This is a genomic window from Haladaptatus sp. DYF46 (genome assembly GCF_021083305.1).
In the GTDB taxonomy this organism is placed as follows: Archaea; Halobacteriota; Halobacteria; order Halobacteriales; family Haladaptataceae; genus Haladaptatus.
This window is the reverse complement of record NZ_JAJFAY010000014.1, coordinates 24,774-38,026: the sequence shown is the minus strand read 5'-3', so window position 1 is coordinate 38,026 and position 13,253 is coordinate 24,774. Positions and strand designations below refer to the sequence as shown.

Genomic DNA, 13,253 nt, shown 5'->3' with positions numbered 1-13,253 from the left:
ATCGTTCGGTTGAGAAGGTTCCCGGTTGGAACTGAGCGGGTTACGGAGAGTTTCGTTTTATTTTCGCATCTGGTATCAACTGCCGTGAATTTACGCTCTTATTTACTCGCCCACCGGATGCCAACCGCTCTGTCGGAACGGGAGTATTCGAGAGTCGCGACTACATCAGACCGCGCCGTATTCTTTGGAACTTTGAATATGAGGGCTCCGGACCGTGTCGCACCGCCTTCGAGTGATCGAACCGTGTACAAACTTCGAACAGCGTCTTTGGAATCGACCGGGTCGTATCGTTTTCCGTCTACCGTCGCATAAATCGAGATGCCCGACGGAATTCTCTTGGGTGAACTCGTAGGATTTGTGACGGTAAAGTCCACGAAGAGAAACGACCGGTCGGTCGACTGTTTCGTCCCACCAGTCTCGTACGCGGATTCGAACCGGAAGTTCCGTACTGTCCCTTCGAGGCCGCTTTCGAAGGTCGCTGTTTCCCCGAGCGTCAGCCTCTTTCCATGCATTTGCGCACCAGTTCTAGTAGCCGAATCGGTACGTTCGGTTGTCGAGGCGGTCTCCAGTCGTTTGGTAGTAGTTCCCCTCATTCGCTCTGTCGTGTGAGTCGTCTTCTGTTGGGTTGTAGTTTCGTTAGCCGAGGTCTTCTCGGGCGGGGAATTTTCCAACGAAGAACATCCCGCCGCGATGCTTCCGATGCTGACGCCGATTGCCGCGATGAAACCCCTACGATTCATACGGATTGGACAATCTCTTGGTTAAAGTTTCTTTGGTAGAGAATATTATAAGAGAGGTTGCTTAAAATTCCACACGGAGACAGGGACTAACGCGGTAATGAAACGAAAGGGACGGGAGAAACTCACCGACAGATAGTCCAGAATGCCACCCGAATTAGATGAATATCTAATCTTCATTTCTTGGCTAGTGAATTGATACTTATTCGTTGTAGCAGGAGTTCCACAAAACAGAGATGGACACTCACGGACGTACTCACGGGAGGAAACGACCATAACTGGTTCGAAACACATAAAAATGGATGGATTCGTGGCAGTGAGAGCACACAAGGGTAGCGCATTGAATTATCCCACTGCTATGGAAAGATTTATATGAGTCGAGTGGAGACTCTCGCTTAAAGTGGCAGAAGAAAGATTGTATTGTCCACGGTGTGAGGAGGAACAACCTGTCGTCAAAACTGTGAGTTGGCAGGACGATATCTGTAGAGAGTGCAGTACGTCGATCGAGACCGATCGACCGAATCCTTCAGCGTAGTACGGGTCAGGATTCACACCAAACGACAAACGAGATACAGTACCAGCCAGAGTTTTCTAGCAGAACGAAGTACTCTCAGCCGTTCGGTGAATTAGATTTTACCCATTAAGCAATTGTAAATAGATTTCCATAGTTCAGTCTCGGACCACGGTAGAGCAACTCAGTAGGACGTCCCAGATAACGATACAATGTCATCATTGGAAAAGAAAACCCCCTCTACAGCCATTCTCTCCAGAATTTTCGGAAATACCGGTGGAGGGGAAACTGGAGCGGAAAGCGTTCCTTACAGCTGGCAAGAATTTTATTGTCGGCCGTTAATTACATATCTAAACTGAGTTAACATAAAAATTCAAAATTTCTTATTAGAGAGGGTATTGTAGAACCATCGAATGATTTGGCAGACGGGGAAGGCAGAAGGGTCGAAACGTGTTCGTTTGGAGGAAATGAATGAATATTAACCTTTCAATTCTTCTTGTGATACTCTCGGTGCTCGTCCTCACGTGGGGGTTCGAGCGGTATCGAACCCAATTCGTGAAAACGGAGTTGGCCCTCAGTCTGGTCGTAGCCACCGGAATCTTCACCATCGTCATTTCGCCGGACATGTACGACGTCCTCGGGGGGATGTTGAACATCGAAAACCGTTTCATTACGATAATGCTGATCACGAACATCGCACTCGTCGGGTTTCTTTTCTACGTCGTGAAGATGAATCGCGAAAACAAACAGGAGATAGGTGACCTCGTCCGTAGTCTCTCCGTCAACCAAGCCCCCACAGACCCCGTTCTATTAGATGGTGGCCACGAGACGATCGCGATCGTCATTCCGGCGTACAACGAAGAGGAAACCATTCGGCCAGTGATCGAATCGCTTCCGGAATCGGTCAGCGGGTACAAGGTGGAAGGAATCGTCGTCTCCGACGGGTCGGCGGATAATACCGCTAAGCGGGCAGATATTGATGGGACGACGGTTATCGAACACCCCCTCAACCAGGGACAGGGAGGGGCGCTCAAAACTGGCTTCGAAGTCGCCTCGAAGCGCGGAGCCGACATCGTCGTCACGATGGACGGTGACGGACAGCATCCAGCCGAAGAGCTAGAGCGACTCGTCACCCCGATCATAAACGACGAGGCCGACTACGTGATGGGCTCTCGGCAATTGGGGACCGATTACTCGGACAACAGTACACTCCGTCGGATAGGTATCAGCAGTTTCACGTGGATAATCAACCTCCTCACGAAAGCCAAAATCACGGATTGTACGAACGGATACCGTGCGATTCGTGGGTGTGCAGTCGAGCAGCTCACGCTCACTGAAGAGCGATTCAGCGCGCCCGAATTGATCATCGAAGCGAAAAAGAACGGGCTTCGAATCGAGGAGATTCCGATCACCGTCGAAAAGCGACAGGCGGGAAAAACGAAAAAACCAAAGTTGGGCTACGCAATCGGGTTGACTCGAACGATAGTCACGACATGGATTCGGTGAGCCGACTCGACCCGCTCCACCGATAGATATCTGCTTCCGAAACCACTGCCGCGGGTCGGAGTTCGAATCGGATTTTCGGAACGAACCTGCTATCGACAGTGGCGCCGCTACTCTCGGATAGACACGACCATCCGAGACGCTCCGAAATCAGTGATGAGCCGATTATTCGATAGCATCGCTGGCCGCGGTAAGCAACCGGTCCGTATACGCTCGCATCGAATATCGTCCGAGCGTCTGCTCGTCGATGCCCGTGGTCACCGTCAAGTCGGATTTCTCGATAATACGAGGAAGGTCGTTCAAAGAGCCGGTATGAAGTCGGTCATGGGACAGGTGGGGTAGTATTCCGACCGGGGTCGTAAACACCTCGGTGTTCACCGCGAGCGATTCGAAAACGACGGTCGGATAGGCCTCCGCGTCGGAGGTGAGCAACAGCGCATCCGCGGCGGCTATCGTCCGGAGGGTTTCGTCGTGCGGCAGTCTGCCGACGAGTTCGACGCGAGCCTCCAAATCCTCTAGCTGTATTTTGTTGGCCACTGCCTGCTCCTCCGGACCATCACCGATGACGAGGACCTCGTACTCCGGTGGAAGCTTCTTGGCGATGTCGATGATTGCAGTCGGGTTCTTGATCGGTACCAGCCGTCCCACGAAGACCACGAGGTTCGAATCCGGTGCGACGCCATGTCGGTTTCTGATTCGATTCGCGTCCAGTCCGTCCACGACCCGTTCTATCTGCTCGGTCTGCAAGTTACCGTGAAGGATTTCGGCCGACGCGGACGACGTCGCTTCGAGGATCCCCTTGACTTCCGGCGAGCGACAGAACGCGACGTCGCCCATCCAGAACCGGAAGTTGACTCGCTCCAAGACGAAGCGCGGCGAAACGGTAAACGAGGAGTCCATCGACGGGGTGTACCCGACGAACGTGACGTGGGGGAGACGAAACAGTTTCGAGAGTACTGTGCCGGTCCAATACAACGCGTGAGAGGTGGAGTGTACCGCACTGGCTTCGTTCGCGTACAGATATCGAGCCACGAGCGGGAGCATAAGAATCGAGTACAGCACGCGGGTAAGTATCGAAACCGGAGCGTAGTTGGGATACCCCGACGGTTTCGATGGGAGCGGCCGCCGTATCTCTACGCCGTCGACGGTTTCACTGGCGGGCGTCCCGTCCTGTTTCGGAGTGAACACCGTAACGTCATGTCCCTGCTCTGCGGCACGTCGACAGAAGTGCCATCTGACGAGCGCGCCGCCGCTTATCTTCGGATAGAACTCCTCGGCGAGTACTACGATGTGCATCTGTTCACTTGTACCCGAGTGCTTCGAGTCGTTTTTCGATCTCATCGTCCGTCGATGCGCCGTCTTCCTCCCGAAACCGAGTTCCGAGTTGTTCGTCGCTGTGCTCCAAGAGCGTCCGTCTGAGCGAGTCGTACGCCTCTCGCTCCGCTTCCGCAAGCGATTCGATATCGACAGCCTCCCCATCCGGGAGGCGAATCGCGGTTTCGGCGGCGATATCCCCGGAGTCCAACTCGCGGGTGGTTCGATACCCGCGCCTAACACCGTTGATGGCGAACTGTCGCAGCCCTTCCCGCTCGTTTTCCCCGGTCGCGCTACTGAACGCGAACTCGTTCCGTCGGGATTCGTCGGGAGACAACAGTGATTCGCCGGGAAGCGCCTCGCTCGACTCGGAGAGGAAATCCAAGATCGTCGGGAGGACGTCGAGCGTGCTCACCGCATCGTCGATAACTCCCGGAGCGACGTCCGGCGTCGAAACGACCATCGGAACGCGCGTCAGTTCGGGATACACGAATCGAGGATGCGCGTAGCGACCGTGTTCCCCGAAGAGGTCGCCGTGGTCGGCGGTGAGGACGATCAAGGACTCGTCGAACAGGTCGCGTTCCCGAAGTTCGTCGAGGAATCGGCCGATCCACTCGTCCGCGTACCTGATTTCTCCATCGTAGAGGTCCTTCGCCGATCGAACGTCCTTCTCCGACGGTTCGCCCTTCGCCAACCGACTGTAGAGCCGTTGGGCTTCCACTTTCGAGATTTGCGAGGATTCGAACGGTGGGTCGTCGGGAGGATTGTACGGCCCGTGGACGTCCATGTAGTGATTCCAGAGGAAGAACGGACCCTCGTCGAGCGAATCGACCCAATCGAGCGAACGACGGTTGATTTCCTTGGCGCGCGCGTGGTACTCCCCGCGATTGAAGACGAACTTGTCGAGTGCGCGTTGGGCGAGCGCGAACAGTCGACTGTTCCCGAGATACATATCGTCGTAAAACTCGTCGAAATCCGCATCGAACCCGTAGGCACGGGAGACGTACGGGTTCGAATGAAACGCCCCGGAGACGTGCGTATCGGCGAGCGACGTAGCGATGGTCTCGGAGTCGAGCGAGAAGTCCTCCGCGATGGCGTTCGTCGGGTGACGGCCGGTGAGAAGGGACGGAACGGCCTCGCGCGTATGGGAACTCGCCGAGTACGCGTTTTCGAAGCGCAGGGACTTCGAAGCGAACGCGTCGATGTTCGGGGTCGTCTCCCGATCGTACCCGTAACAGGACAGATGGTCCGCCCGGAGAGCGTCGATACTGAGAAGGATAATATTTTTCGTCATTGTTTCGGGGTTGGATAATCCGTCGTGGCGTCGACTGATGAAACTAACGAATGGGACAACGATTCCGAGGGCGTCCACCGGAATCGACCGGCGTCGTCTGCGACGGCTTTTCTCGTGTTTCGAGACGATATGAGATAGTGTGCGGACCGATACATTCAAGAAGGGATTCAACGCTAATAATGACGTAACGACGGACCGCCTCGGTCGCTTCCGGAGTCCTCGAAGAACGAATCCGTTCATCGTCGTACCCCCTGAACTCCCCCGATAACAAACCCATGTCAGAACAGTCAGAGACGCCACCACGCTCCTCGGAGCAACCCCTATCGTTCCTGTACGTCAACAACACCGACCCGGAATCGGGGGGTGGTGGTGACCTTCGAATACTCGAAGAGGCAAAGAAGCTAGCGGATAGGGGCCACAGGACACACATGCTCGTCAGCCGAACCGACCCAGAGTACCCCTCTCAGCGCCGGGTAGACGGCGTGACGATACAGACAGTGAAGTGTCTCCCGGATATGATGGCCGGATTTCCCACGGTGTACTTTTATCTGTCACGGATGCTCTTTCCGTTCATCTCGCTCGTCCCGATTCTCTCGTTGGTGTATCGCGACGATTTCGACGTGCTAATCGACAACTTCACGCCGCATCCGAGTTTGGCGGCACCCGTAGCCCGAATTTTTTCGCTCCCCGCAGTCGCCGTCGTCCACGAATATCACGACCGAACGGCGTTGAAGAAGTACCCGCTCTTCATTGGGGTCATTCAACTCGCCGTTCAAAACCTCCTCCGTATCGGGATGTACGACGCCGTCGTGGTACCGCGGGAACTCACCAAAGAACGACTGCGCCAGTACGGCGTCGAAACCCCGATATACGTCGTCCCGAACGGCATCGATTTGACGCCGTTCGAGCGGATCGACGGCGTCGGCGAATCGACCTACGAATTGGTGGTCGTCTCCCGATTGGAACGACGCAAGGGTATCGATTTACTCGTCGAAGCGATGTCGGTCCTGGCACGGGAGAAACCGAATATACGGCTCGCAATCGCGGGAACCGGAACCGAGCGGGAACGGTTGGAACGAATGGTCGAAGAGCGTGACCTACGCGACCAGATCGACTTTTTGGGATTCGTCTCCGAACGCCGGAAGGTGGAACTCCTCAACGGAGCGGAGATATTCGTCCTTCCATCCCGGCAGGAGGGATTCGGAATCGCGGTCCTCGAAGCGATGGCGGCGAACTGTCCCGTCGTTGTCAACGACCTCCCCATCCTTCACGAACTCGTCCCCGAAGAGGGTGGCGTCTTCGCCGACGCAACCACGAGTGAGGAGTTCGCTGACGCGCTTTCCACCTTGCTTGCTGCTGATCCGGCCCGGCGACGAGCAATGGGGGAACGAAATCAAGTGGAAGCGAACCGATATTCGTGGGAGAACGTCGCTATCGAAGCCGAAAGGGAGTACTACAAACACCACTGATCGACCGAGAAGTCTCGTCCGCGCGTCGCTCATTAAGCGAACAGTTCGTTTCTCGGCCTCCAGAATCAGGAGTTCACCACGAGCGGTTCGTACCAGTCGCGATTCTCCCGATACCAATCGATGAACTCGTCGACGCCTTCACGAATGGAACGGGTCGGCGCGTAATCGAGCAGCCGTTGTGCCTTCGAAACGTCCGCGTGGGTGTGTTCCGCGTCGCCCTCCCGCCGGTCGGTGAACTGGATATCCAAGGACGGGTCGATGGTATCGCGGACCGTCTCGGCGAGCGTTAGAACGTCGATGGTATCCGTGGAACCGATGTTCAGCGTCTCGCCGTCCGCCTCGGAGGTGGAGAGCAGTGTCTCGTTCACGCGAGCGATATCGGCCACGTAGGTGAAGTCACGCGTCTGGGTTCCGTCCCCGTACACGACGGGGGGCTTTCCACGGAGACACCGCGAAACGAAGTTCGAGATGGCCATGTTGGGACGCATTCTCGGGCCGTAGACGGTGAAGTAGCGAAGCGAAACGGTCGGAAGGCCGTAAATCTCGTTGTAGACGCGAACGTACTGTTCGGCCGCGACTTTCGAGGCACCGTAGGGTGAAACCGGCTCGTTGGGATGCTCTTCGTCGTAGGGGAGGTACTCGGGCTTGCCGTAGACGGACGAGGACGAAGCGTGGACGACACGGTCGACGTCCGCTTTGCGAGCAGCATCGAGGACGTTGACCGTTCCAACGACGTTGTACTCGTTCACCTTTTTCGGATGGTCGACGCTCGTCCGGACGCCAGCCTGTGCGGCTTGGTGGTACACGATGTCGGTGTCGGTGAGGAGTTCGTCGAGAAGGCTCGTATCGGTAACGTTCCCTTCGACGAATTCGTAGCTACCGTCGCTTTCGCTCGCCGCCGTACGACCGACATCGATGTTGTGTTCCTTGAGTCTGCGGTCGTAGTACGGTTCGAGATTGTCGAGGACGGTGACGTCGTGTCCTTCCCGAGCGAAGTTCTCGGCGAGATGACCGCCGATGAATCCGGCACCACCGGTAACGAGTAATCTCATAATTCCACGTCAACTTCCGTTAATAAGAGCTTTACTGCAGTATTTTACTTCCTAGTGAATATTCCAACATTCATAAATGTCCACCATTAGTAGATAACACCGTGATTTCGGGAGATCAGTTCAAGAGACTATCTGTTTCTCTCCACGGTCGAACAGCACAGAATTCCCGTTGGTGTAAACTGTATTGTACCTACCCGACAGCTTTTGATTCATATCCCATGTTATCCTGTATATCCCGTTCGAAGAACGATACAGGTACACGTTTGGCCTAATCAATAGATACCTGCTCTCCAACGCCGACATGTTCGAGTTGAAGAGGAATTGCAGTTTGAAGTGTTGATACTCGTGTTTTTCGTGGCGGGATATCGACCGTATCGTCCCCTCCGATGCGTAGTACGAATCGGTGGCGATATCACCCGTCACGTGCTCGTTCGCGAACCGCTTCCCGGCCAGCTCATCGTTGTTTAGATACGTTCGATAATCGGTGGGTCGATCGGGCAGAGCAACGGTCACTGATACGATTTGAGCGACGATGATAAAGCCGACGAGGAGCGCTCCGACGGAAAATAACAACGTCCTTGCTCGACCCGAGCCGAAAAGCGATGGCAGCAATCGCAGGAAGCCAATCGAAACGAGTGCGGCCAACACCGGTTCGGCCACGTACAGACTTCGACCGACGCCACCAATGGAGGGATCAACGAGACTGGCGAGGATGAACAACGAGGCGACTGAAACGGCAGCGAAGGCAAATACCGTTTCGTCCCGTCTATTGGCGACGACGAGGATCAATCCGGAAATCCCACCCAACGGAAGGAGAACGAAACCATGGCCACGTCGAAGAAGGAGACTGGTAACGGTCGTCTGTATTTGTACTGCGTTACTATACGAAGGGGAAGGGGTGTACAACGCGGATTCGGAACCGGGCTGGAAGAGGAAAACGATCCGATTGATCATCCGGATTCCCAATCCCCCGACGTGAAAGTACTGAATATAGAGAATGAGGGAGAGCAACGACACAGTAAAAACCACCCGGGAGGTCGAAATTCCTTTTTTGTAGTTCGGAATGGCCCAATCCAATTTTTCCAAGCCGTTGACGGCAACGATCATACCGCCGAAGACGACCGAAAGAGCGACGATCAACGTCGGTGGAAGCTTATGTGTGAAGATTGCGGCTATAAAGAGTAACATAATGGGAACGATCCGCCTCGAATCGCGCGTCTGGATGTATCCCAACAACAGGACGAGAATGATACACCACTGTAACACCCCGAACGTTTGAGCGATCGGTTGGTACGAGAGAATGGTCGAGACTTTACAGAATCCGGCGATGGCCGCCGCCACCACCGCGACTTTGGACCACGCATCCGTGGTTAGCCTTCTGACGATGAGAAAGGCGGTGAGCGGGAATATCAGACCGGTCAGCGCGGGATACACGACAATCGCTGTTGGGGCGTTGACACCCGCAATGAGGCCGATAATTGCAGGAAAAACCTCGAATATCGGTGCCCTCAAATAGAAGCTGTCTCGGACAGCAGCGATGCTACCGGTTTCCATCACTCCTTGCACCCAATAGGCGTATCCGTCAGGGTCGAGGCCGATCATACTCGCGGGGTACCGATACACGTAGACGCGAAAGATGATGGCGAGAACGACGATGACGATGAAACAGGTGACCAAGTAGCCATCCCGGGAGTAGAACGGAAGGGGAAGAAGTATTAACAGCAACATCGGAAGCAAAATAACACCCATCCACGGATACAGTCGAGAACCGTGGCTGAGACCGAAACCAATCAATATTGAAACAAAGGAAAGCGCGATGGAGAGATAGAGGGCCGTTTTCGACGAGAGGCGATTCACGAGTAGTAATCCGACAGTCGTGGCAAAATATTTTTTGTCCAATAGTAATTCATAAGGAGTGATGTGAAGGTCCCTCTCGGCGGCCGTGTTGCCATCGACTTGGTCTCTCGGCAAGCGGACTCGGGGGAGACACTGTCGTGGATTCATCTACATCGATAGTAGATTCCATTATCCATTACGAAAAAGCATTTAGTGGCAGAAGGGGTAAATCTCGTTGCCGATTTCCATAAACCGGCTTGATATTAATCATGGCAGATACAAATGTTGAAGGCGAAACCGCCTTCTCGCACATCTCAAGGGGGGCATTTGTTACTCTACTGGGGAAATCCATCGGGATTCCGCTCGGGATCGGATCCACGATTCTCGTTACGCGGCTTTTCGGCGCGGAAATCTTCGGACGGTTACGATTCGGCCTGACGGTGATGGATTTTGCCATGATATTTTGTGTCATGGGGTTGACCACGGGAGTGAAACGGTATATTTCGATAGCGGAAACGAGAGAGGATCAGTTGGAGTACTACGTCCTCTCGCTGCTGGTCGGAGGTAGCGGTTCGATACTCGTCGGCGGGTGCATGGCGTTCTTTTCCAGAGATATCGCCCTGCTGTTCTTCAGCAACGCGGCCAGCGCCATCTTCGTCCTCTACTTGGGGCTTTCCCTCCCGTTCGCGACGATATTCACCGTCTCACTCGCGGCCACCCAAGCGTGGAACTACTCCTCGTTCAAAACGGCACTGCAGGATGTCGTGTTCAAGTTGTCCCAGATAGTCCTGTTCGGAATCGTCGCGTATTTCGGCTTTCGTCAAGCGGGATTGGCGCGGTCGATGTTCCTGATCTATCTGCTCGTCAGCCTGTTGGCCGTCCTGTCGGTGTATCTGATCGTCCGTGATGAATTCGATTCGACGAGCGAAATTTTTCGTGCGATAACGTTCGATACGGGGAAGGTCAAACCGTTAGTCACCTTCTCGTTACCGCTGTTGTTCACGAAAAGCGTCTGGTATCTCATGAACAACGCCGACACGCTGATGATCGGCTATTTCATCGACGAAAGCGCGGTCGGATTGTACTCCGGCGCGTTCTCCCTCGCCCTGTTCGTTCAGATGATCCTCGGCGCTTCGGGGTCGCTGTTCATGCCAAACATGGCACGACTCTACGAGAACGGGAAAGCGGGAGAAATCCGCTACGTGTACCGAAAAGTCACGAAGTGGCTGGTGATACTGAGTCTGCCAGTTATGATCGGGAATTTGGGGTTCCCGGTGATTTTACTGAACGTGTTCGGCCGGGCGTTCGGAGAGATGTCGTTGACCCTCGGGGTACTCTCGGTCGGCATTTTCTCCCACGTGTTGTTCGGTTTGAACGGCACGATCATGCCGGCGATCAATCGACCGAGAGTCCTGTTGTACAACAACATGGTCGTGTTGCTGGTGAACATCGTCTTGAACACGTTACTCATCCCTCGCTACGGCATCATCGGGGGAGCGACGGCGACGACAATCTCGTATTTCCTCCTCAACATACTGCACGGGGCGATCCTCTACAAGGAACTGGGCCTCATTCCGGTCAGGGGGGACTTCGTCGCGGTCACGCTGTGTTCGCTGATCGTCATGATCGGCATCGGACGATTCGCCAACCTCGGAATCACATCGCTCGCCGGAGCGATCGCGTACGGTGTGGTCGCTTACGCGATTTATATCGGAATCATCCTCAAACTCGATTACATCACCGTCGACGAGTTCTTGGATCTCATAAACAACTGAGACCGAAACGATCGGCGACAAAAAGCGAATTCCGTCGACCTGCACCGGCGGTAGAACAGCCCATGAATATTCGGTTCTCGGGTGGTTCATCGAGATGTACGATCCGGACCGTATCCTGTTGCTCTCCGACCACGGGTTCGGACTGATCGGAAAGGACCACGCGTTCGTCGGCACCAGCCTCACGTAGGGCGATATTCCCAGACCGGAGTGTACCATCGAGGTGAAAAAGTGTATCCGAGAGGCGTTGATTTCCACGCCACCGCAGCGGAGCGAGAAGGGGAAAAGCGACGAATTGAGCCGCGAGGAGCGAGACGAGATAGGAGAACAACTGGACGCGCTGGGATACACCGATTGACCGCCCCCCAAACGTCACCGCTGGTGAGCTACCTTCGAGAACACGGAAGCGTCATCGAATCAGAGATAACCGAGGTCACGAAGCAGATCGTCGACGTCGAGGTCTTCCTGATCGCGTAACCGGTTTTCGGGGAGGTGGCCGACCAACTCGGCTTTTAGCGCGTCGTCATCGATCGGACGATGCTCGTCCGAATCCTCGTCCAAATCGTAGAGGTCGGGCGACCACCCGCGTTCCGGATATTCGATGTATTTGTGGTCACGAGTTCGGACGGCGCGCATGACGCTATGTCCAAGCGCGTACGGTGGCCCACATGCACGGCAGTACGCGGTTCTGTCGGTGATATCCGATGACGGGAACAGTGATCGTCCCGTCGTCGACTCGGGTACTTCGAGGCCCGCAACTTCGAGCAGGGTGGGAAAGATATCGATCTGACGCACGAGCGTATCTACCGTCCTTCCCTCACTCTTCGGCGACGGGAGGATGAACGGGACGTTCGTTTCGACGTCGTACACTGTGTGTCCGTGGGACCCTTCGACGAAGTGGTCCGATATCCGCGGTCGGGCGACTCTCTCGTGGAGGCGGTTTACCGCACGTTCGATGGGACGAACATCCAGTTGACGATCGTACCGGAGATAGTCCCGGAGATTTTGGATGTGCCCGTGGAACGGCCGCTCCCAGCCCGTGAGATGTTCCCCGTGATCGCCCGTGAACGCAACGGTCGTGTCCTCGGGTAACGCCGAGCAGAACGTTTCGAGGGCGCGGTCGAGGGCAGAAAGCATTCGCGAGTATTTTCGAGCGTGCGGTGCGCTCAGCGACCCGTATTCCTCATTGTCGAACGGTTCGGGAACGTCGATGGGACCGTGCAGCTCCCAGAGGTGGAGGTATAAGAAGAACGGTTCGGACAGTCGGTCGAGCCGCCGTATCGCGGATTGCTGCCAATCGCCGACGAGGTTTTCGTTCCTGTCGCGGTACCAGAAGCGGTCGAAGCCGCGGTCCAATCCGGTGTCCTCGACGATCGGCCCGGTCACCATGGCGTACGTGTCGTACCCTTCGGCACTGAATACTTCACCAAGCGTGTCGAGGTCCGGGTTGAGGCTCACGTTGTGATGGGAGTTCACCCCGTTCGTTTCGGAGTAATTCCCGGTGAGAACGCTCGCTACACACGGCGTCGTCGTCGTCGCCGTGGAGTGCATATTGGCGAAAAAGGTACCACTGTCACGGTTCCCGTTTAGAAACGGCGTGTCCGCGTAATCTTCGGACACGAAATCGCTCCGCAAGCAATCGACACAGACTAAAACGACGTTTCGATCCCGGCTCACTGGTCCTATCTCAACCTAACCGTATTTATATCCTTCTTGTCCGTGCGGTATAAATTCAGCAGATATAGCGTCACGTTTTTTGTCCCCC

At 55.2% G+C, this 13,253-nt stretch carries 10 protein-coding genes; 4 read left to right on the top strand and 6 right to left on the bottom strand.

Annotated features, from left to right (window positions below; genetic code table 11):
* Positions 1-98: 98 nt before the first annotated feature.
* Complete coding sequence (locus LJF34_RS28085; RefSeq protein WP_231190048.1) at positions 99-512, bottom strand: DUF4352 domain-containing protein; 414 nt, start codon at positions 510-512, stop codon at positions 99-101.
* Positions 513-1,719: 1,207 nt separating this feature from the next.
* On the opposite strand from LJF34_RS28085, the gene LJF34_RS28080 reads away from it, so the two are divergent.
* Positions 1,720-2,754 (top strand): DUF2304 family protein, encoded by a 1,035-nt coding sequence (locus tag LJF34_RS28080; RefSeq protein WP_231190046.1) that lies wholly within the window; start codon positions 1,720-1,722, stop codon positions 2,752-2,754.
* 162 nt (positions 2,755-2,916) lie between these two features.
* Here the strand turns inward: LJF34_RS28080 and LJF34_RS28075 are convergent, their stop codons facing one another.
* Together LJF34_RS28075 and LJF34_RS28070 are read right to left on the bottom strand one after the other, a co-directional pair.
* Complete coding sequence (locus LJF34_RS28075) at positions 2,917-4,047, bottom strand: glycosyltransferase family 4 protein (RefSeq protein ID WP_231190044.1); 1,131 nt, start codon at positions 4,045-4,047, stop codon at positions 2,917-2,919.
* A 4-nt stretch (positions 4,048-4,051) separates the two neighbouring features.
* Positions 4,052-5,359 carry a sulfatase gene (locus LJF34_RS28070; protein WP_231190042.1) on the bottom strand — a complete coding sequence of 436 codons (1,308 nt, stop codon included), beginning with the start codon at positions 5,357-5,359 and terminating at the stop codon, positions 4,052-4,054.
* 275 nt (positions 5,360-5,634) lie between these two features.
* Here LJF34_RS28070 and LJF34_RS28065 point away from each other — a divergent pair, with 275 nt between their 5' ends.
* The gene (locus LJF34_RS28065) at positions 5,635-6,828 is read left to right on the top strand and encodes a glycosyltransferase family 4 protein (protein WP_231190040.1); all 1,194 of its coding nucleotides are present in this window, start codon (positions 5,635-5,637) and stop codon (positions 6,826-6,828) included.
* A gap of 65 nt (positions 6,829-6,893) precedes the next feature.
* Here the strand turns inward: LJF34_RS28065 and LJF34_RS28060 are convergent, their stop codons facing one another.
* Complete coding sequence (locus LJF34_RS28060) at positions 6,894-7,880, bottom strand: GDP-mannose 4,6-dehydratase (protein ID WP_231190038.1); 987 nt, start codon at positions 7,878-7,880, stop codon at positions 6,894-6,896.
* Between the two features lie 120 nt (positions 7,881-8,000).
* Positions 8,001-9,737 carry a hypothetical protein gene (locus tag LJF34_RS28055; protein ID WP_231190036.1) on the bottom strand — a complete coding sequence of 579 codons (1,737 nt, stop codon included), beginning with the start codon at positions 9,735-9,737 and terminating at the stop codon, positions 8,001-8,003.
* 248 nt (positions 9,738-9,985) lie between these two features.
* On the opposite strand from LJF34_RS28055, the gene LJF34_RS28050 reads away from it, so the two are divergent.
* A complete protein-coding gene (locus LJF34_RS28050) occupies positions 9,986-11,491 on the top strand; it encodes a flippase (protein WP_231190034.1) in 1,506 nt (501 codons plus the stop codon).
* Positions 11,492-11,711: 220 nt separating this feature from the next.
* Positions 11,712-11,846: a hypothetical protein gene (locus LJF34_RS29140; RefSeq protein ID WP_255666531.1), complete on the top strand. Its 135-nt coding sequence runs from the start codon at positions 11,712-11,714 to the stop codon at positions 11,844-11,846.
* Positions 11,847-11,905: 59 nt separating this feature from the next.
* On the opposite strand, the gene LJF34_RS28045 is transcribed toward LJF34_RS29140, so the two are convergent.
* The gene (locus LJF34_RS28045) at positions 11,906-13,165 is read right to left on the bottom strand and encodes a sulfatase-like hydrolase/transferase (RefSeq protein WP_231190032.1); all 1,260 of its coding nucleotides are present in this window, start codon (positions 13,163-13,165) and stop codon (positions 11,906-11,908) included.
* Between the last annotated feature and the right edge of the window lie 88 nt (positions 13,166-13,253).